Origin of the sequence: Streptomyces sp. NPDC047982 (assembly GCF_043204165.1) — a bacterium.
In the GTDB taxonomy this organism is placed as follows: domain Bacteria; phylum Actinomycetota; class Actinomycetes; order Streptomycetales; family Streptomycetaceae; genus Streptomyces.
In genome coordinates this window covers 53,631-73,158 of the sequence record NZ_JBIDBS010000002.1, presented here as the reverse complement: position 1 = coordinate 73,158, position 19,528 = coordinate 53,631, and the positions used below count along the sequence as shown (strand labels likewise).

Sequence of the window (19,528 nt, the reverse complement as noted above, 5' to 3'; positions counted from 1 at the left end):
CGGGGCGAGAGAGGCCGAGGCACGCCAGCCCCCGGACGACTCCGATGACCGGGCTCATCCACCCCGTGGGGCGCCGCAGCGCGAACGGGAAGAGGACCGCGCCGATGCCGTTCAGCTTCTTCGTGGCTCCGCAGTCGCTCCGACCACCGGGAGCGGCGCACCGCCGAGCGGGTACGGCACCTCCCGCGGCAGGAGCTCGGCCGCCTCGTCGAGCCGCCCCGCCGTCACGTGTTCGTGGACACGCCGGGCCAGCGGGGTGACATCGCGGATCGAGACCGTCCACTCGTCCGCGTACCGCCGCGACGCCTCGCCGGACAGGCCGAGTTGCAGGGACCGGTACGGGAGCCGGCCGAGGCGGAGGTCGCGTTCCGGGTCCCACTGGACGCGGGCCGGGCTCCGGCGCAGGCTGCCCTGCCAGGCGGCACGGTCGGTGTGAACTCCGCCCACGTAATGCGAGAGTTCGGAGTGGGTCAGCGCCCAGTCGAATCCCTCACGGGTGATCTCGACGGCCAGGACGGTCTCCTGACCCTCCTTCATGGCCCAGCCGCAGCGGTACATCATCCACAGGAAGCTCGGCTTGATCCATGTCATGCGGTCGCGCTTCCACGCCTCTGGGAAACGCCCGTCGCGCGCCGCCGGCTGCCCGATGAACGGGGCGTACGCCTGGTAGACGGTGATGGTCGTGTCCGTGTATTGGGCGCGGATCTCGTGCTGCGGCCTGACCGGCACGGTCGTGGTGGTCATGGCGGCCGGAGTGGCTGAGGAGGTCACAGCGGCCATGGTGGGCGCGGCGGGCGCGGTGGCCGTGGTGGCCGTGGTCGGGTCGGTCATGGCCTCATCACAGCATCGGCGGGTGGTGCGCCGCGAGCGAGTTGTCCCGCACCCGCGTGTGGACGCCGAAAACCGGAGCAGGGAAGCCGTGACGGCTCCCCTGCTCCGGTGCGTTCCGGGCTTCCGCCCCGGGGCCCTCGGGCCCCGGAACGGTCGCGCGGTCCCGACTCCCCTGTCAGTAGGCGGAGTTGACGTTGTCGATGGAGCCGTAGCGGTGGGCTGCGTAGTTCGCGGCGGCGGTGATGTTGGCCACCGGGTCATAGACGTTCTGGGACGTCCCGCCGACGTGGTAGGCGTTGAACGTCGGGTCGATGACCTGGAGCAGCCCCTTGGACGGAATGCCCTTGGCGGCGTTGGAGTCCCAGTTGTTGATGGCGTTGGGGTTGCCGCCGGACTCACGCATCAGGTTGCGGTGGATTCCCTCGTACGAGCCCGGGATGCCCTTCGCACGCATGACCTCCAGCGCCTGCTTGATCCAGGCGTCCACGTTGCCACCGCCGGACTGGGTGGGAGCGGCGGCGGGAGCCTGGGCCGGAGTGGCGGCCGAGGCGGACGGGGCTCCACCGACGGTGCCGGCGACGATCGCCGCACCGGCCACGAGGACACCCAGCGAAGCCTTCTTGGCGCGGGTCGTGCGAGCGAAATTCTTGGACATCGCAGTGATCTGCATTCAGCAATTCCTCTTCGATCGGGTGGTGATGTCAAAAATTGTTATGCGAGGAGGAAATCCAAGTCAACGAGGCGGTTTTACTAAAACGAATCGTACGTGGCACGGGAAATGACCGACCAATGCCGTAGAACCCCGCGCATGCCCGCCCGAACGTCCTACTAGGCCGCCTCATAGTGACCGCCGCCACATGACCCACCCCACACGACAAACGTCCCGAATCGGCATAAAAGTGGCGCGCATCACGTGGCCCGGGTCACAGAAAAAGCGCCTTATTCACTCACCGTCATACGAGAAATGCTCCGCGCATTCATTCGCGCGGCGCATTCATTGCGGCACCCTCGAACAGGCCCTGCCGCACGTGACGGCCCCGCCCCTCGGAGGTACAGACGTGCATGACCTCGGAACTATCGACGTGCATGACCTCGGAGGTAATTGAGCGGATGCCGCGCCCGTTCGTACCTTCCTCGTGCGGCACGCACCATCGCCGACCGCATGACAACGACAGGAGAACCCAGTGATGTCGTACCGGAACGCGAGTACGGACCCCGCGGGCACGACGGGCATCGCCCGCACCGACGGACTGCTCCGGATGGCCCTCATGGCGGACGTGATCCTCACCGGCGCCAACGGCATCGGCTATCTCGCGCTCGCCACCGTCCTGGACTCGTTTCTCGGCGTGCCGCGCTCGGTGGAATACGCGGTGGGCGTGTTCCTGACGGTGTACGCGGCGTGGGTGCTGTCCGTCTCCCGCCGGGCGGACCTCAGCAGGGGCGCGGTCACCGTCGTCATCGCCCTGAACACCGCCTGGGCCGTGGCGAGCGTCGTCACCGTCCTCGTGGACGCGCTGACGGCGACCGGGATCGGCAACGGCTGGATCGTGTTCCAGGGGCTGACCGTGGCAGGGATGGGAGCGCTCCAGTACGCGGGGCTGCGGCGCATGTGAGCACCCACGTCCGCCCCGACGCAAGCGCCCCGTTCCCGGCCCACGGCCTGCCTCGGGACCGCGGTCTGCACTCCCGCGGTGGCCGTCCGGGCCCGTGGTCTACCGGCCCCGGACGAACGGGTGACGGCCCGTCCGGACACGAGGGGTGCGTCCGGGCGGGCCGTCGGGCGGGGTGGTGGATGGCGGGCCCCGGAAAGGGGTGGTGGATCAGTGGTTGCGGGGGAAGCCCAGGTCCACACCCGCCGGGGCGTCGGCCGGGTCCGGCCAGCGGGTGGTGACGACCTTGCCCCGGGTGTAGAAGTGCACACCGTCGTTGCCGTAGATGTGGTGGTCGCCGAAGAGGGAGTCCTTCCAGCCACCGAAGGAGTGGTAGCCGACCGGTACCGGGATCGGCACGTTGACGCCGACCATGCCGGCCTCGATCTCCAGCTGGAAGCGGCGGGCGGCACCACCGTCGCGGGTGAAGATCGCGGTGCCGTTACCGAACGGCGAGGCGTTCATGAGGGCCACGCCCTCCTCGTACGTCTCCGTCCGCAGCACGCACAGGACCGGGCCGAAGATCTCGTCCTTGTACGCGTCCGAGTCGGTGGACACGCGGTCGAGGAGGGAGAGGCCGATCCAGTGGCCGTTCTCGAAGCCCTCGACGGTGAAGCCGGTGCCGTCCAGGACGACCTCGGCGCCCTGGGCCGCCGCACCCGTGACGTAGGAGGCGACCTTGTCGCGGTGGGCGGCGGTGATCAGCGGGCCCATCTCGGAGGAGGGGTCGTTGCCCGGGCCGATCTTGATCTTCTCGGCGCGCTCCTTGATCTTGGCGACGAGTTCGTCACCGATGGAGCCGACCGCGACGACCGCGGAGATCGCCATGCAGCGCTCACCGGCGGAACCGTACGCGGCGGAGACGGCGGCGTCGGCGGCGGCGTCGAGGTCCGCGTCCGGCAGCACCAGCATGTGGTTCTTCGCCCCGCCGAGCGCCTGGACGCGCTTGCCGTTGGCGGAGGCGGTGGCGTGGATGTAGCGGGCGATCGGGGTGGAGCCCACGAAGGAGACCGCGGCCACGTCCGGGTGGTTCAGCAGACCGTCGACGGCGACCTTGTCACCGTGCACGACGTTCAGCACACCGTCCGGGAGACCGGCCTCGGCGGCCAGCTCGGCCAGCAGGTTGGCGGTCGACGGGTCCTTCTCGCTGGGCTTGAGCACGAACGTGTTCCCGCAGGCGATCGCGAGCGGGAACATCCACATCGGCACCATGGCCGGGAAGTTGAACGGAGTGATTCCCGCGACGACACCGAGCGACTGCCGGATCGCGGAGACGTCGACCCGGCTGGACACCTGGGTGGACAGCTCGCCCTTGAGCTGCGTCGTGATGCCGCAGGCCAGCTCGACGATCTCCAGACCGCGGGCCACCTCGCCCAGCGCGTCCGAGTGCACCTTGCCGTGCTCGGCGGTGATCAGAGCGGCGATGTCCCCACGGCGGGCGTCGAGCAGCGCGCGGTAACGGAAGAGGATCGCGGTGCGGGTCGCCAGCGAGGACGTGCCCCAGGTGGCGTATGCCTCCTTCGCGGCGGCGACCGCGGCGTCGACCTCTTCGATGGACGCGAGCGCCACCTGGGTGGTGACCTCGCCCGTGGCCGGGTCGGTGACCGGGCCGTAGTTGCCCGACGCACCCTCGACGGTCTTGCCACCGATCCAGTGGTTGACGGTCTTCATGACGGAGCTCCTTCGGTGGCGTCTTCAGGTGTCTTCAGGTGTTGCATGGCGGTGGCGGTGCGGTGACGCGGACGGTCCTCGGGTGCCTGAGCCGCCGTCGCGGCGTCAGAGGTGGTGACGTCTGCCGGCGACATGCCGGTCGTACGTCTCGCGGGCCTTCACAGCCGACGGCCGGGTGGCCGTCTCGGCCACGGGAACATCCCACCACGCCTGCGCCGGAGGAGGGCCCGACACTGTGTCTGCCGTTTCGGTCTCGACGTAGACACAAGTGGGAACGTCCGAGGCGCGCGCCTCGGCGAGGGCTTCGCGCAGGTCGCGCACCGTCCTGGCACGCAGAACCCGCATGCCGAGCGAGCCGGCGTTGGCCGCGAGATCGACGGGCAGCGGCGGGCCGGTGAAGGTGCCGTCGTCGGCGCGGTGACGGTAGGCGGTGCCGAAGCGCTCGGCGCCGACCGACTCGGAAAGGCCGCCGATGGACGCGTAGCCGTGGTTCTGGAGCACGACGAGCTTCACGGGCAGTTCCTGCTGTACGGCGGTGACGATCTCGGTGGGGTTCATCAGGTACGTGCCGTCGCCGACGAGGGCCCAGACGGGGCGGTCCGGGGCGGCCAGCCGGACCCCGATCGCGGCCGGGATCTCGTAGCCCATGCAGGAGTAGCCGTACTCGACGTGGTACTGGTGCGGCGAACGGGCCCGCCAGAGCTTGTGCAGGTCGCCGGGGAGCGAACCGGCCGCGTTGATCAGGATGTCGTCCTCGGTGACGAGCGCGTCGAGGAGGCCGAGGACCTGGGCCTGGGTGGGCCGGGCATCCGGGTCGTCGGCCGTGAACGCGGCCGTCACCCGGCGTTCCCACTCCTCCTTGGCATCGGTGTACTCGGTCTCGTAGGCCGGGTCGACGCGGTGATGGTGCGCGGCGAGCTCCACGTCGAGCGCCTTCAGCGTGGTACGGGCGTCGGCGACGAGCGTGAGCGCGCCGAGCTTGTGGGCGTCGAACCCGGTGATGTTGACGTTGAGGAAGCGGACCGCCGGGTTCCGGAAGAGGGTGGCGGAGGCGGTGGTGAAGTCGGAGTAGCGAGTGCCGACGCCGATCACCAGGTCGGCTTGGCGGGCCAGCGCGTCGGCGGTCGCGGTGCCGGTGTGGCCGATGCCGCCGACATCCGCCGGGTGGTCGTGGCGCAGGGAGCCCTTGCCCGCCTGGGTGGAGGCGACGGGAATGCGGGTTGCGGAGGCGAACGCGCCGAGGGTCTGCCCGGCCCCGCTGTAGCGCACGCCGCCGCCCGCCACGATCAGCGGCCGGCGGGCGCCGCGCACGGCCCGTACCGCCCGCTGAAGTTCGTACGGGTCGGGGGCGGGGCGGCGCACGTACCAGACGCGCTCGGCGAAGAACTCCTCCGGCCAGTCGTACGCCTGGGCCTGCACGTCCTGCGGCAGCGCCAGCGTGACCGCGCCGGTCTCCGCCGGGTCGGCGAGCGTCCGCACGGCCCGGAGGGCGGCCGGGACCAGGGCCTCGGGGCGGGTGATCCGGTCGAAGTAGCGGGAGACGGGGCGCAGGCAGTCGTTGACGGAGACGTCGCCCGCGCACGGGACTTCGAGCTGCTGGAGCACGGGGTCGGCGGGCCGGGTCGCGAAGGTGTCCCCGGGCAGGAGCAGGACGGGGAGGTGGTTGACGGTGGCGAGGGCGGCTCCGGTGACGAGGTTGGTGGCGCCGGGGCCGATGGAGGTGGTGACGGCGTGCGCGGAGAGCCGGTCGGTCTGGCGGGCGTAACCGACGGCGGCATGCACCATGGCCTGCTCGTTGCGGCCTTGGAAGTACGGCATGGACCGGCCGGACTCGACGAGCGCCTGGCCGATCCCGGCGACGTTGCCGTGGCCGAAGATGCCCCAGGTGGCGCTGATCAGTCGCTGTCTGCGGCCGTCGCGCTCCGTGTACTGGCGGGCCAGGAAGGCCACCAGGGCCTGAGCGGTGGTGAGTCGGCGGGTGCTCACGGGCGTGCCTCCGGTCCGTCGTCCGCGGTCTCGGTCCTGATCTCCGTCCTGGTCTTCTCCGCCCTGGTCTCCGGTCCGTGCGCGGGGGCCGGGCCGTGCGCGGGGGCCGGGCCGTGCAGCGGGAGCCTCGGGTCCACCGGTTGCGACGGCCAGGTGTCGCGGATCCAGGCGTGGTCGGGATGCTCGGTGATCAGCCACTCCCGCTCCTTACCCGGGCCCGCCATGACGTTGAGGTAGTACAGCGTTCGGCCGGGCGGGGCGATGGACGGGCCGTGCCAGCCGTCGGGGATGAGGACCGCGTCGCCGCCGCGAACCTCGGCGAGGACGTCCGTGCCGCCGGAACGGGACGGCGACACCCGGTGGTAGCCGAGGCCGTCGCGCTCCACCTCGAAGTAGTAGATCTCCTCCAGCACGGACTCGGCACCGGGGCGGTGCTCGTCGTGCTTGTGCGGCGGGTACGACGACCAGTTGCCGCCGGGCGTGAGGACCTCGACAGCGATCAGCCGGTCGCACTCGAAGGTGTCGGCGGCGGCGAAGTTGTTGACCTGGCGGGAGCAGTTCCCGGAGCCGCGCAGCTCCACGGGAACCTCCGGCGCGGGGCCGTAGCGAGCGGGGAGTCGTCGCTCGCACTTCGCTCCTGCCAGGGCGAAGCGGCCTCCTGCGCCGGAGGCGATCTGTGCGTGGGTGTCGCGCGGTAGGTAGACGAAGTCGGACACCCCGCTGAACACGCTTTCCCGGCCCAGCAGTTCAAAGATCTCACCTGAGATGTGCACCGTACAGCCACCCGTCAGCGGCAGGACGATCCACTCGCTCTCCCCGGTGACGAGCGTGTGGATTCCGCCCGGCTCCAATGCGAGCACGCGCAGGCCGGACCGGTCCCAGCCGGCGCGTTCCGGGGAGATGTCGAGGGTGTAGGGGCCTCTCGCCGTGCTGCCCGCGCGGAGGTGGTACCGCCGTTCGTCGCCATCCGTCGTCATGGCTCTTCCTACCCCTTCCTACCCGTCGCCCTGCCCTGCCCGTCCCGTCCCGCACTCATTGCCCTGCCCTGCCCGTTCCCCGCCTCTGGCCCGGTTCTGTCCGTTTCCGCCCGTGGCCCTGCCCTGCCGTTTCCCGCCCGTGCCCTGCCCTGCCGGTCCCACTCGTCGTTGGGGCCCACGAGGTGGGTCCGGCTCGGCGGGAGGCGACGGCCCCTTCGGCCACGGCCGTCTCGACCTCGTGGGGGAACGGCATGGCGGACGAGCAGGAGAGCCGGGAGGCCACGATGGCCCCGGCGGCGTTGGCGTACCGCATGACGCGCGCGGTGTCCCAGCCGGCGAGCAGCCCGTGGCAGAGCGCACCGCCGAACGCGTCGCCCGCGCCGAGACCGTTGACGACCTCGACGGACAGCGGCGGCACGTCCGTCACCGTGCCGTCGCGGTGGACGGCGAGCACGCCCTCGGGGCCCCGTTTGACGACGGCGAGTTCGACGCCCGCGGCGATCAGGGCGCGGGCGGCGGCGTACGGTTCGCGTTCACCGGTCGCGATCGCGCACTCGTCGAAGTTGCCGACGGCGACGGTGGCGAGGGCGAGAGCCTCGCGGTAGCGGGCGCCGGGGGTGTCCGGTTCCGGCGCCTGACCGGGGGCGTTCGGTGCCTGACCGGGGCTGCTTGGTGCGTGACCGGGGGCGTCCAGCGCGATGGACGCGTTCGGCGCGATGGACGCGTCCGATGGGGTGGCCGCGTCCGATGGGGTGGCCGCATCCGATGGGGTGGCCGTGTCCGCAGCGATGTCGTCCCAGAACATCGGGCGCCAGTCGAGGTCGAACACGGTGATGCCGGACCGGTCGCGGGCACGCAGCGCGGCGAGGGTCGAGGTGCGGCTCGGCTCGGCGCACAGGCCGGTGCCCGTCACCCAGAAGACCCGGGCGGACCGGATCGCGTCGAGATCCAGTTCCGCGATCCGGATCTCCAGGTCCGGGGCCTTGGGGCGGCGGTAGAAGTAGAGCGGGAAGTCGTCCGGCGGGAAGACCTCGCAGAAGGTGACCGGCGTCGGGTACGCGTCGACGGGCGTCGCCCACCGTTCGTCCACCCCGAACTCCCGCAGTTGCCGGCGGAGATAGTCCCCGAAGGCGTCCCGTCCGGTGCGTGTCACCAGTGCGGTCCGTCGGCCGAGCCGGGCTGCCGCGACGGCCACGTTGGCGGGCGAGCCCCCGAGGAACTTCCCGAACGTCTCGACACGGGCGAGTGGCACACCGATCTGGAGGGGGTAGAGATCCACACCGATGCGGCCCATGGTGATCACGTCGTACGGCTCGGGCAGCGGCTCAGGCATGGGCGTGCACATCCCTTCGACCGACGGCACCGACGGCTGTTCAAGGTCTAATCGCCTCCTGAACACCTGTCAACACTATGTCCGGACATAAGGACGAATGATTGACAGGGGTTCCGGGGGCCGGAAGGCTGACCGCATGGCCCCTCCCTCCCGAGCACCGGCTCCGTCGCGCATCCGCATCGGTTCGGCACCCGACTCGTGGGGGGTGTGGTTCCCCGACGATCCGCGTCAAGTGCCGTGGCAGCGCTTCCTCGACGAGGTCTCCGAGGCGGGATACGAGTGGATCGAGCTGGGCCCGTACGGCTATCTCCCGACCGATCCGGCCCGGCTCACCGACGAGACCGGCCGCCGGGGGCTCAGGGTGTCGGCCGGGACGGTCTTCACCGGATTGCACCACGGGCCGGGCGTGTGGGACCGGACGTGGGCGCATGTCGCCGACGTCGCGGCACTCACGCGGGCGATGGGAGCCGGGCATCTGGTGGTCATCCCGGCGTTCTGGCGCGACGACCGGACGGGCGAGGTCCTGGAGGACCGCGAGCTGACCGCGGAGCAGTGGCGCGACCTCGCCACCCAGACGGAACGGCTGGCCCGGGAGGTGCGGGACCGGTACGGGCTGCGCGTCGTCGTCCACCCGCACGCCGACACCCACATCGACGGGGCGGAGAACGTCGGCCGCTTCCTCGACGCCACCGATCCCGATCTGGTCGCGCTGTGCCTCGACACCGGCCATTACGCGTACTGCGGCGGTGACAGCGTCGAACTGATCGAGACCTATGGCGAGCGGATCGGCTATCTGCACCTCAAGCAGGTCGATCCGGCGGTCCTGGCCCGAGTGGTGGCGGACGAGGTGCCGTTCGGGCCCGCCGTGGCGCGGGGCGTGATGTGCGAACCGCCGGGCGGGGTGCCCGCGCTGGAACCCGTGCTCGCCGCGGCCCGCGCCCTGGACGTCGACCTCTTCGCCATCGTCGAGCAGGACATGTACCCGTGCCCGCCCGACAAGCCGTTCCCCATCGCCCGCCGCACCCGGGAGTACCTCCGCTCCTGCGGCGGCCCGCGCCGCCCCGACGCACCGACCGACCCGCGCGGGAACGGTCTGCCGGCCGACCCGCGTGGGAACGACGTGCCGACCGGACCGCACCGGGCCGGCTGACACGCCGAACCGCTCCGACCGCCTCGGCCGACACGCACGCCCCGGCGCCGCGCGCCCGGCTCCAGCGCTTCCAGGCAGACCACCCGCCGCTCGCATCGAACGGCCTGGTCACGCACCGAACAGCCTGGTCACCGAGACCACCTGGCCGGCGCTCCGGCACGCGGCCCCGAGCCGTACGACGAACCCGCTCCCCCGCCCCCGATGCGAGGCGGCTCCTGCAGCGTGATGCCCTCTCACCCGCCTGCGGGGCCCGCCCGTCAGCGCGGCACTCGCATTCATACCCCCTAGGGGTATAGTGTGATGAGTGTCGGAGCCCACCGGACCTGCCGGGTCACCGACGCCATGCCGTTTCACGCTCGTCGCGACCGAAGAGTCGCGACCGAAGCGTGGAAGTCGAAGAGTCGCATTGCGAAGAGTCGCAGCCGAAGAGGAGAACACCATGACCGCCGAGACCCAGCTTCCCCAGGCCACCGGTTCCTGCTGCTCACCGAGCGGCTCCTGCCACGACGGCGCCGGTGCCGACTCCGCCGCGGGCGCGGTGACCACCGTCTACCAGGTGTCCGGCATGACCTGCGGGCACTGCGAGGGGGCCGTCTCCGAGGAGATCTCCGGTATCAAGGGAGTCACCTCGGTGAAGGCGGTGGCCTCCACCGGCCAGGTGACCGTCGTCTCCGATGCCCCCCTGTCCGAGGAGGATGTGCGCGCCGCGGTCGACGAGGCGGGCTACGAGCTCGTCGGCACGGCCTGAAACACGAACCCGGCGCACGCGATACGCCGGACGCACCGCCAGGACTCCGCACACCGGAGCGCTGAAACAGCACTGGGGCACTGGATCCGCTCCGAGATACCGGGCACGGCCGCTCTACCCGGATTGCCCCGTATACCCCGTGTTGTCGCCGGGCCGGACCTGCCAGCAGATACTGGTGGGGTACGGCCCGGTCGGCGTTTCAGGAGTTTCGGACATGCACAGCGCGACGGAGGCCGGGGCACCGGCGACGGAGGACTTCCGGGCCGAACTCGCGATCGGCGGGATGACCTGCGCCTCCTGCGCGGCCCGCATCGAAAAGAAGCTCAACCGGATGGACGGCGTCACCGCCACGGTCAACTACGCGACCGAGAAGGCGCGGGTGTCGTTCGGTCCGGGGACCGCGATCGCCGACCTCATCGCCACGGTGGAGAAGGCCGGATACACGGCGCAGCCCGTATCCCGCCCCGCACCGGCCCCTTCCTCCTCCCCCGCCCCGACGCAGGTCCCCGCGCGGACCGCCACGACCCCGACCCCCACGGGTCGGACCGCCACGTCCCCGACCCCCGCGTCCCCGACCCCCGCGTACCGGACCACGACGTCTCGTACCGCCGCGGACGCCGATCAAGCCGTCGGTGTCACCGCCCGAACCGTCGACGCCTCCGACCGATCCGCCGACGTCACCGAATCGGCCACCGACACCACCGAACGCACCGCCGACGCCGTCGACACCGCCGAACGGGATGCCGACGCCGTGCTCGCCGCGCTGCGGCAGCGTCTGATCGTGTCGGCCGTCCTCGCCGCCCCCGTCGTCCTGCTCGCGATGATCCCGGCCTTCCAGTTCGACAACTGGCAGTGGCTCTCCCTCACCCTCGCCGCGCCCGTCGTCGTCTGGGGCGGGCTGCCCTTCCACCGAGCCACCTGGACCAACCTGCGGCACGGGGTGGCCACCATGGACACCCTGGTCTCGGTCGGCACCGTCGCCGCCTTCGGCTGGTCCCTGTGGGCCCTGTTCCTCGGCGATGCGGGCATGACCGGAATGCGGCACGGCTTCGACCTCACCGTCTCGCGCCAAGGAGCCTCCTCCACCCTCTACCTGGAGGTCGCGGCGGGCGTCATCACCTTCATCCTGCTCGGCCGCTATCTGGAGGCGCGGTCCAAGCGGAAGGCCGGATCCGCCCTGCGTGCGCTGATGCACCTGGGCGCGAAGGACGCCTCCGTCCTTCGCGACGGCACGGAGGTACGCGTACCCGTGGGCCGTCTGGTCGTCGGCGACCGCTTCGTCGTGCGCCCCGGTGAGAAGATCGCCACCGACGGCACGGTCGTCGAGGGTGCGTCGGCCGTGGACGCCTCGATGCTGACCGGGGAGTCCGTCCCGGCCGATGTGGGCATCGGCGACTCCGTCACCGGTGCCACCGTGAACACCTCCGGACGTCTCGTCGTCGAGGCGACCCGGATCGGTGCCGACACGCAGCTCGCCCGGATGGCGAAGCTCGTCGAGGACGCGCAGAACGGCAAGGCGGCAGCGCAGCGCCTCGCGGACCGGATCTCGGCGGTCTTCGTCCCGGTCGTCATCGCACTCGCCCTGGCCACACTGCTCGTGTGGCTGTTCGTCACGAACGACGTGACGGCCGCGTTCACGGCCGCCGTCGCCGTGCTGATCATCGCCTGCCCGTGCGCCCTGGGCCTGGCCACCCCGACCGCCCTCATGGTCGGCACCGGACGCGGCGCCCAGCTCGGCATCCTGATCAAGGGACCCGAGGTCCTGGAGACCACCCGCCGCGTCGACACCGTCGTCCTGGACAAGACCGGCACCGTCACCACCGGCCGCATGACCCTCCTCGACGTCCACACCGCCCCCGGCACCGACGAGACCGACGTCCTGCGCCTCGCCGGCGCCCTGGAACACTCCTCCGAACACCCCATCGCCCAGGCCGTCGCCACCGGCGCCGCCGAACGCACCGCAACCCCCCTCCCCACCCCCGAGGACTTCACCAACATCCCCGGACTCGGCGTCCAGGGCGTCGTCGACGGCCACGCCGTCCTCGTCGGCCGCGAACAACTGCTCGGATCGGCGGGCATCAGGATCCCCGCCGATCTGGCCGGTGCCGTGACGCACGCGGCGGCCGGGGGCCGCACCGCGATCGTGGTCGCGTGGGACGGCGAGGCGCATGCGGTCCTGGAGGTCGCCGACGCGGTCAAGAGCTCCAGCGCGGCGGCCGTCGCCGAACTGCGGACGCTCGGACTCCGTCCCGTTCTGCTGACGGGCGACAACCGGGCGGTGGCCGAGGCGGTCGCGGCCGAGGTCGGGATCGACACGGTGTACGCGGAGGTCATGCCCGAGGACAAGGTCGACGTCGTCAAAGAACTCCAGTCCCAAGGGCGCTCGGTCGCCATGGTCGGCGACGGCGTGAACGACGCGGCGGCGCTCGCACAGGCCGATCTGGGCCTGGCGATGGGGACCGGCACGGACGCCGCGATCGAGGCGAGCGATCTCACGCTCGTTCGTGGAGATCTCAAGGTGGCGGCCGATGCGATCAGACTCTCCCGGCGCACCCTGACCACCATCGAGGGCAACCTTCTCTGGGCATTCGGCTATAACGTCGCCGCCCTGCCCCTTGCGGCGTTTGGGCTGCTCAATCCTATGATTGCCGGAGCGGCGATGGCGCTTTCATCGGTCTTTGTCGTGACGAACAGCCTGCGGTTGCGCGCCTTCACGTAACTTCCACAAAGAGACTTAGATCACATCGATTTGAGGGTAACCATCCGAGGGGTTCGCGAGTCTAAGAGTGCGATGCCAAGGATGTCTTGGGGGACGTCCGGCGAAGCGTCTTGGGGGACGCTTCGGGCAAGCGTTGGCCGGGGCACGTGCACCGGGGAGCTTTGAGCGGCCCTCCCGTGCGTACGTACCCCGGCAGATCGCACCGGAAGTACAAGTGAAGAGCACAGTCCGCAGTGGGCGAGAGCATGCCCAGGGGCCTCGGCTCCCGCAGACACCCGGCCGGATCCCGTGGGGGGAATCCGCTCCGGGATATGGGAAGCGCCTCGTTGCCGGCCCGTGGGGGGATCGGCGGCGAGGCGCTTCTCCTTGCCCGCCCCCTTTTTCCTCTCCTCCCGCGGAACTTCTGCCCCCGGAACTTCTGCCCCCGGAACGCGAATCGCCCCGTGCTCCGCGCTCTGTGCGACAGCGCGGTACACGGGGCGAAGACCCACCGGCCGACCGGCGGCCGGAATGGTGCGAGGGACCACGAGCCTCAGCGGCCCGGGCCCGGACGGACCGGGCTCGATCGGCTCGGGTTCAGCCCGCTCGGGTTCAGCGGCTCTCGACCGGGACGAAGTCGCGCAGGACCTCACCGGTGTAGATCTGGCGCGGGCGGCCGATGCGGGAACCCGGCTCCTTGATCATCTCGTGCCACTGGGCGATCCAGCCGGGGAGGCGGCCGAGCGCGAACAGCACGGTGAACATCTCGGTCGGGAAGCCCATGGCCCGGTAGATGAGACCGGTGTAGAAGTCCACGTTCGGGTAGAGGTTGCGCGAGACGAAGTACTCGTCGGAGAGCGCGTGCTCTTCCAGCTTCAGCGCGATGTCGAGCAGTGCGTCGGACTTGCCGAGCGCGGACAGCACGTCGTGGGCGGCGGCCTTGATGATCTTGGCGCGCGGGTCGAAGGACTTGTAGACGCGGTGGCCGAAGCCCATCAGCCGGACGCCGTCCTCCTTGTTCTTCACCTTGGTGATGAAGGAGTCGACATCGCCGCCGTTGGCCTGGATGCCTTCCAGCATCTCCAGCACCGACTGGTTGGCGCCACCGTGCAGCGGGCCCCACAGCGCCGAGATGCCGGCGGAGATCGAGGCGAACATGTTCGCCTGCGAGGAGCCGACCAGACGCACGGTGGACGTCGAACAGTTCTGCTCGTGGTCCGCGTGCAGGATGAGCAGCTTGTCGAGCGCGGAGACGACGACCGGGTCCAGCTCGTACTCCTGGGCGGGGACCGAGAAGGTCATGCGCAGGAAGTTCTCGACGTACCCGAGGTCGTTGCGCGGGTAGACGAAGGGGTGGCCGATCGACTTCTTGTACGCGTACGCGGCGATCGTCGGCAGCTTGGCCAGCAGCCGGATCGTCGAGAGGTGACGCTGCTCCTCGTCGAAGGGGTTGTGGCTGTCCTGGTAGAACGTGGACAGCGCGCTGACCACCGAGGACAGCATGGCCATCGGGTGGGCGTCGCGCGGGAAGCCGTCGAAGAACCGCTTGACGTCCTCGTGCAGCAGCGTGTGCTGGGTGATCTCGTTCTTGAAGGCCGACAGCTCGTCGACCTTGGGAAGCTCACCGTTGATGAGGGTGTACGCGACCTCGAGGAACGTCGAACGCTCGGCGAGCTGCTCGATGGGGTAGCCGCGGTAGCGCAGAATGCCCTGCTCACCGTCGAGGTAGGTGATGGCCGATTTATACGCCGCGGTGTTGCCGTATCCGCTGTCCAACGTCACGAGACCGGTGTTGGCGCGGAGCTTGCCGATGTCGAAGCCCTTGTCCCCGACGGTGCTCTCGATCACCGGGTAGGTGTACTCGCCGTCGCCGTACCGCAGCACTACAGCGTTGTTGGTGTGCTCGCTCACGTCATCCCTCACCGACGTAGTCCTCTTCTTCGAGGTTCCCTGACTGTCTCCACCCTCCCCCATTCGGCTCAGGAGAGTGCACTCGAGGTCGTCCATTGGACCTACTCGCGGCACTGAGTGCCGCGAGGTTACTCATCCTGCCCCCTTGCTACCGGTTCCGGAAGAGCCGCGTGATGTTTCCCACCGATTTGATCGATCATTTTTTCCGGGGACCCTCCGCCGGAGCCTCCCTCCAGCCGGAAATCCAGCGCCGTACAGCGTCTGCCCGCGGAAACCGTGCGGACCGCCTGACCGATGGCCTGGCGGGAGCCGACCAGGACGACGAGCTTCTTCGCCCTGGTCACAGCGGTGTAGAGGAGGTTCCTCTGGAGCATCATCCAGGCGCTCCTGGTGACGGGGATGACGACGGCGGGGTACTCGCTGCCCTGGGAGCGATGGATCGTCATGGCGTACGCGTGGGCCAGCTCGTCCAGCTCGTCGAAGTCGTAGTCGATCTTCTCGTCCTCGTCGGTGAGGACCGTCAGCTTCTGCTCGTCCTGGTCGAGGGCGGTGACGACGCCGACCGTGCCGTTGAAGACGCCGTTCTCGCCCTTGTCGTAGTTGTTGCGGATCTGGGTGACCTTGTCGCCGACCCGGAAGACCCGGCCGCCGAAACGCTTCTCGGGCAGGTCGGGCCGACCCGGGGTGATCGCCTGCTGGAGCAGCCCGTTGAGCACGCCCGCGCCGGCCGGGCCGCGGTGCATCGGGGCGAGGACCTGCACGTCGCGCCGCGCGTCCAGGCCGAACTTCGCCGGGATGCGGCGAGCGGCCACGTCCACCGCGAGCCTGCCCGCGTCCTCGGTCTCGTCCTCCACGAAGAGGAAGAAGTCCTTGAGCCCCTGCGTGAGGGGCGGCACCCCGGAGTTGATCCGGTGCGCGTTGGTGACCACCCCCGACTGCTGGGCCTGGCGGAAGATCGTGGTCAGCCGGACCGCCGGGACGGGGCTGCCGTCGGCGAGGAGATCGCGCAGCACCTCCCCCGCGCCGACGGACGGGAGCTGGTCGACGTCCCCGACGAGCAGCAGGTGGGCACCGGGTGCCACCGCCTTCAGCAACTTGTTGGCGAGCAGCAGATCGAGCATCGACGCCTCGTCGACGACGACGAGATCGGCGTCCAGCGGCCGGTCCCGGTCGTACGCGGCGTCACCGCCCGGCTTGAGCTCCAGCAGCCGGTGCACGGTCGACGCCTCGGCCCCGGTCAGCTCGGAGAGCCGCTTGGCCGCCCGCCCGGTGGGCGCGGCCAGCACCACCCTGGCCCGCTTGACCCGGGCCAGCTCCACGATGGACCGGACGGTGAACGACTTCCCGCAGCCGGGTCCGCCGGTCAGCACGGCCACCTTGCGGCTGAGCGCGAGCCGTACCGCTGCCTCCTGCTCCGGGGCGAGCGTCGCCCCCGTACGCGTCGCAAGCCAGGCCAGGGCCTTGTCCCAGTCGACGTCCTGGAAGGCCGGCAACCGCTCCTCGGGCGTCCGCAGCAGCCGTCGCACCTGTGCGGCGAGCGAAACCTCGGCCCGATGGAACGGCAGGAGATAGACGGCCGTGACCATCTCACCGCCCTCGGGCGACGGCACCTTCTCCCGTACGACGCCCTCCGGGTCCTCGGCCAGTTCGGCGAGGCAGTCGATGACCAGCCCCGTGTCGACCTGGAGCAGCTTCACCCCGTCCGCGATCAGCCGTTCCTCCGGCAGGAAGCAGTGCCCCTGGTCGGTGGACTGCGACAGCGCGTACTGCAACCCCGCCTTGACCCGCTCCGGGCTGTCGTGCGGGATGCCGACGGCCTGGGCGATCTTGTCGGCGGTGAGGAAGCCGATGCCCCAGACGTCGGCGGCCAGCCGGTAGGGCTGGTTCTTCACGACGGAGATCGAGGCGTCCTCGTACTTCTTGTAGATGCGCACGGCGATGGAGGTGGAGACGCCGACACCCTGGAGGAAGACCATCACCTCCTTGATCGCCTTCTGCTCCTCCCAGGCCGCCGCGATCATCTTCGTCCGCTTCGGTCCGAGCCCGGGCACCTCGACCAGGCGCTTCGGCTGGTTCTCGATGATGTCGAGGGTGTCGACGCCGAAATGCGTGGTGATCCGGTCCGCCATGACCGGGCCGATGCCCTTGATCAGGCCGGAGCCGAGATACCGGCGTATGCCCTGGATGGTGGCGGGCAGCACGGTCGTGTAGTTCTCCACGACGAACTGCTTGCCGTACTGGGAGTGCGACCCCCAGCGCCCCTCCATCCGCAACGACTCCCCCACCTGGGCGCCGAGCAGCGAGCCGACCACGGTCAGCAACTCGCCCGCGCCCCGGCCGGTGTCGACGCGGGCGACGGTGTACCCGTTCTCCTCGTTGGCGTACGTGATGCGCTCCAGCACACCTTCGAGGACCGCCATGTTGGACATACTCCCGACGGTATCGGGCAGCGCCGACAGTGCGGGGGCGGGGCTGCGGGTCGAGGGGCAGGTCGGGGCCGGGCTTCGGGTGCCCCTCTCAGGCGCCGGGCCAGGGCCTGTTGCGCACGCGGTCCAGGTCCGGGACGGGAACGGGCGGCCCGGCCGCAACAGCCGGGGCCGGGCGCCTCGGAGGCGAGGGGTACTCTCCGAAGAGCAAAGGGAGAGCAAAAGAAGGAGATGCTGTGAAATACGCCGATGGTCCGAGCACGCACAGTGTCGTCCACATCGAGGCGACCGTGCCGCAGGTCTGGGCGTTGGTGACGGACATCCACCTGCCGGCCAGGTTCAGCCCGGAGTTGCAGCGCGTCGCCTGGCTCGACGGAGCGACCGGGCCCGTGGTGGGCGCACGCTTCGAGGGCATCAACCACCACCGGATGCTCGGCGAGTGGCGGACGGTGTCGCAGGTGATCGAGGCGGACGAGCACCGGGCGTTCGCCTGGGCCGTCCTCGACCCGGAGGGCCGGTACGGCGAGGCGACGCTGGACCCGGAACGGTGCATGTCGTCCTGGCACTACGAGATCGAGGCCGAGGGCACGGGCACCCGGCTGCGGCAGACGCTCCGCATCGGTCCCGGCCGCAGCGGGCTCACCGCGGCCATCGAGAGCCGGCCGGACCAGGAAGAGCAGATCATCGCCTTCCGGCTGAAGGAAGTGCGCGTCGGAATGGAGACCACTCTCGACGGCATCAAGACGCTCGCCGAGAAGGGCGGTCGAAGCGGCAGCTGAACCGGAAGGGCTGACGCCGCATCGGAACGACCGATGGGCTTCACGCCTCGACCGCTCCTCGCTTCACACGACCGAGCGTGACGGGTCGGCCGTACCGCGCGCGTCGCGGACGGACCCCCCACACTGACCCTCACTTGTCAGGGACCTGTGAGCACGGCGTAGGGATGCCGTCTGTCCACGACGCGCGGCTCCTTCCTCCCAGGAGCCCGTGTCATCGCTTCCGGGAGCACGCGTCGTCGTTACCGGGGACACTCCTGGTTACTTCCGTGCGCCACGGAACGACCACCGGACGCACTCGAACCAGCGCCAACTCCCTTGCCGGACCGTACGCTTGAGACATCCGAACGTTTCACCTCGAAGCGTTCGGTCACAGGGGGAGGTCGTACATGCAGGCTTCGGAACTGGCCGCGCGTGCGGTGCGGGTGCTGAGCGGGGACGCGCCGCTCCCGGACCGGCAACGGGCAGCGGTAAGGGAACTGGTGTGGGGACGTCTCGGGCAGGACTCCCTGGGGGCCTCGGCGCTGGCCCGCTTCCAGGAAAGGCCCGACGAGGGAACGGCGAGCATCGTCGGTTCCGTCCTCGCCGACGAACTACGCACCGACCCTGACTTCGCCGCCCTGCTGCGCAGAGCCCTGAACCCGCCCGCCCCCGTCCCGCCGCCCCCTGCCCCGCCCAAACCGCCCGCCGCTCCCCCGCGCGACACGGTCGGCTCTCCGGGGGCCACCGCCCGCCGCTCGCGCGCCGGCGCGGTTTCCCCACCGCAGTTCCCGCCCTCCCCGCCGGCCGCCGCATCACCGCGACCGGCCGCCGCCCCGTTCCCCGCCGTCCCCGACGCGGCCGACGTCAGGAAGGTGTGGCTGCTGGGGTTCCCGCAGTTGCTGCTGGCCTACGTCGTCATGGTCCTTTTCACACGGTTGAACGGGCCGGAATTGCTGGCGGCCCTTCTCCTGCTCGCCTCGACCAGCCTGGCGGCCTACGGAGCCTGGTTCGGTATCCGTCTCCTCTTGCGCCGCACGAGCAGCGTGCCGCTCATCGCCGGAACCGTGGTCGACGTGCTCGTTCTGATCAGGCTGGTCATCTGGCTGACCTCTTGGGCAGCGGCGTTGTGACCTCTGACCACGTCACCGGGGGCCCTGCCCGGTCAACTGCGTGAGCCGGGCTCCCCGACTCTCCGCGACCCGTTTGACGTCCCGCAGGGACTCCGTCAACCGCGAGGCCAGGAAGTGCAGTTCGCTGCCGGTCACCCGCCGGTCCGCCAACAGTGCGTCGGCATGACCGAGCAGGTCTTCCGCCATGCCGAGCTGAATGCTCTCGATACCGTCGGCCATCCGCGACACATGGCCGGTACCGTCGCCGATGGCGTAACACG

General features: G+C 70.3%; 15 protein-coding genes. 6 read left to right on the top strand and 9 right to left on the bottom strand.

Translation table 11 applies throughout. The features are described 5' to 3' along the window. Window positions 1-111 precede the first annotated feature (111 nt). Complete coding sequence (locus tag ACGF2V_RS02280; RefSeq protein WP_362622748.1) at window positions 112-744, bottom strand: DUF4291 domain-containing protein; 633 nt, start codon at window positions 742-744, stop codon at window positions 112-114. A 262-nt stretch (window positions 745-1,006) separates the two neighbouring features. Beyond that, window positions 1,007-1,501 carry a transglycosylase SLT domain-containing protein gene (locus ACGF2V_RS02275; protein ID WP_362622707.1) on the bottom strand — a complete coding sequence of 165 codons (495 nt, stop codon included), beginning with the start codon at window positions 1,499-1,501 and terminating at the stop codon, window positions 1,007-1,009. A gap of 517 nt (window positions 1,502-2,018) precedes the next feature. Here ACGF2V_RS02275 and ACGF2V_RS02270 point away from each other — a divergent pair. After that, window positions 2,019-2,444, top strand: coding sequence for a hypothetical protein (locus ACGF2V_RS02270; RefSeq protein WP_362622710.1), 426 nt, complete (start codon window positions 2,019-2,021; stop codon window positions 2,442-2,444). A 207-nt stretch (window positions 2,445-2,651) separates the two neighbouring features. Here the strand turns inward: ACGF2V_RS02270 and ACGF2V_RS02265 are convergent, their stop codons facing one another. The 4 genes from ACGF2V_RS02265 to iolC all read right to left on the bottom strand — a co-directional run bounded on the left by ACGF2V_RS02265 (window position 2,652) and on the right by iolC (window position 8,435). Continuing rightward, the gene (locus ACGF2V_RS02265; protein WP_362704169.1) at window positions 2,652-4,151 is read right to left on the bottom strand and encodes a CoA-acylating methylmalonate-semialdehyde dehydrogenase; all 1,500 of its coding nucleotides are present in this window, start codon (window positions 4,149-4,151) and stop codon (window positions 2,652-2,654) included. 105 nt (window positions 4,152-4,256) lie between these two features. Next, the gene (iolD, locus tag ACGF2V_RS02260; protein WP_362704167.1) at window positions 4,257-6,137 is read right to left on the bottom strand and encodes a 3D-(3,5/4)-trihydroxycyclohexane-1,2-dione acylhydrolase (decyclizing); all 1,881 of its coding nucleotides are present in this window, start codon (window positions 6,135-6,137) and stop codon (window positions 4,257-4,259) included. Then, window positions 6,134-7,114 carry a 5-deoxy-glucuronate isomerase gene (iolB, locus tag ACGF2V_RS02255; protein ID WP_362704164.1) on the bottom strand — a complete coding sequence of 327 codons (981 nt, stop codon included), beginning with the start codon at window positions 7,112-7,114 and terminating at the stop codon, window positions 6,134-6,136. The genes iolD and iolB overlap by 4 nt, the downstream gene beginning before the upstream one ends. A gap of 55 nt (window positions 7,115-7,169) precedes the next feature. Further along, entirely contained in the window at window positions 7,170-8,435 is a 1,266-nt protein-coding gene (gene iolC, locus ACGF2V_RS02250; protein WP_392910656.1) for a 5-dehydro-2-deoxygluconokinase, read from the bottom strand. A 148-nt stretch (window positions 8,436-8,583) separates the two neighbouring features. On the opposite strand from iolC, the gene ACGF2V_RS02245 reads away from it, so the two are divergent. From ACGF2V_RS02245 to ACGF2V_RS02235, 3 genes are all read left to right on the top strand, one after another. Further along, window positions 8,584-9,597, top strand: coding sequence for a sugar phosphate isomerase/epimerase (locus tag ACGF2V_RS02245; protein WP_362704160.1), 1,014 nt, complete (start codon window positions 8,584-8,586; stop codon window positions 9,595-9,597). 439 nt (window positions 9,598-10,036) lie between these two features. Continuing rightward, window positions 10,037-10,345, top strand: a complete 309-nt coding sequence (locus ACGF2V_RS02240; protein ID WP_362622723.1) for a heavy-metal-associated domain-containing protein — start codon at window positions 10,037-10,039, stop codon at window positions 10,343-10,345. Between the two features lie 214 nt (window positions 10,346-10,559). Then, window positions 10,560-13,064, top strand: coding sequence for a heavy metal translocating P-type ATPase (locus ACGF2V_RS02235; protein WP_392910453.1), 2,505 nt, complete (start codon window positions 10,560-10,562; stop codon window positions 13,062-13,064). A gap of 591 nt (window positions 13,065-13,655) precedes the next feature. Here the strand turns inward: ACGF2V_RS02235 and ACGF2V_RS02230 are convergent. Both ACGF2V_RS02230 and ACGF2V_RS02225 read right to left on the bottom strand, forming a co-directional pair. Continuing rightward, window positions 13,656-14,954, bottom strand: a complete 1,299-nt coding sequence (locus ACGF2V_RS02230; protein WP_362710213.1) for a citrate synthase — start codon at window positions 14,952-14,954, stop codon at window positions 13,656-13,658. 128 nt (window positions 14,955-15,082) lie between these two features. Beyond that, window positions 15,083-17,383, bottom strand: coding sequence for an ATP-dependent RecD-like DNA helicase (locus ACGF2V_RS02225; RefSeq protein WP_362710147.1), 2,301 nt, complete (start codon window positions 17,381-17,383; stop codon window positions 15,083-15,085). A 233-nt stretch (window positions 17,384-17,616) separates the two neighbouring features. Between ACGF2V_RS02225 and ACGF2V_RS02220 the strand changes: the two genes are divergently transcribed. Beyond that, the gene (locus tag ACGF2V_RS02220) at window positions 17,617-18,159 is read left to right on the top strand and encodes an SRPBCC family protein (RefSeq protein WP_362628373.1); all 543 of its coding nucleotides are present in this window, start codon (window positions 17,617-17,619) and stop codon (window positions 18,157-18,159) included. Between the two features lie 386 nt (window positions 18,160-18,545). After that, entirely contained in the window at window positions 18,546-19,268 is a 723-nt protein-coding gene (locus ACGF2V_RS02215; protein ID WP_362628375.1) for a hypothetical protein, read from the top strand. Window positions 19,269-19,280: 12 nt separating this feature from the next. Here ACGF2V_RS02215 and ACGF2V_RS02210 read toward each other — a convergent pair whose 3' ends face one another. Next, window positions 19,281-19,487: a hypothetical protein gene (locus ACGF2V_RS02210; RefSeq protein WP_362710150.1), complete on the bottom strand. Its 207-nt coding sequence runs from the start codon at window positions 19,485-19,487 to the stop codon at window positions 19,281-19,283. Window positions 19,488-19,528: the final 41 nt, after the last annotated feature.

Excerpts from the sequence above, each read along its gene's own strand:
- ACGF2V_RS02280 (WP_362622748.1), bottom strand. The coding sequence starts at position 744 with ATGACCACCACGACCGTGCCGGTCAGGCCGCAGCACGAGATCCGCGCC.
- ACGF2V_RS02275 (WP_362622707.1), bottom strand. The coding sequence starts at position 1,501 with ATGCAGATCACTGCGATGTCCAAGAATTTCGCTCGCACGACCCGCGCC.
- ACGF2V_RS02270 (WP_362622710.1), top strand. The coding sequence starts at position 2,019 with ATGTCGTACCGGAACGCGAGTACGGACCCCGCGGGCACGACGGGCATC.
- ACGF2V_RS02265 (WP_362704169.1), bottom strand. The coding sequence starts at position 4,151 with ATGAAGACCGTCAACCACTGGATCGGTGGCAAGACCGTCGAGGGTGCG.
- iolB (WP_362704164.1), bottom strand. The coding sequence starts at position 7,114 with ATGACGACGGATGGCGACGAACGGCGGTACCACCTCCGCGCGGGCAGC.
- ACGF2V_RS02245 (WP_362704160.1), top strand. The coding sequence starts at position 8,584 with ATGGCCCCTCCCTCCCGAGCACCGGCTCCGTCGCGCATCCGCATCGGT.
- ACGF2V_RS02240 (WP_362622723.1), top strand. The coding sequence starts at position 10,037 with ATGACCGCCGAGACCCAGCTTCCCCAGGCCACCGGTTCCTGCTGCTCA.
- ACGF2V_RS02235 (WP_392910453.1), top strand. The coding sequence starts at position 10,560 with ATGCACAGCGCGACGGAGGCCGGGGCACCGGCGACGGAGGACTTCCGG.
- ACGF2V_RS02225 (WP_362710147.1), bottom strand. The coding sequence starts at position 17,383 with ATGTCCAACATGGCGGTCCTCGAAGGTGTGCTGGAGCGCATCACGTAC.
- ACGF2V_RS02215 (WP_362628375.1), top strand. The coding sequence starts at position 18,546 with ATGCAGGCTTCGGAACTGGCCGCGCGTGCGGTGCGGGTGCTGAGCGGG.
- ACGF2V_RS02210 (WP_362710150.1), bottom strand. The coding sequence starts at position 19,487 with ATGGCCGACGGTATCGAGAGCATTCAGCTCGGCATGGCGGAAGACCTG.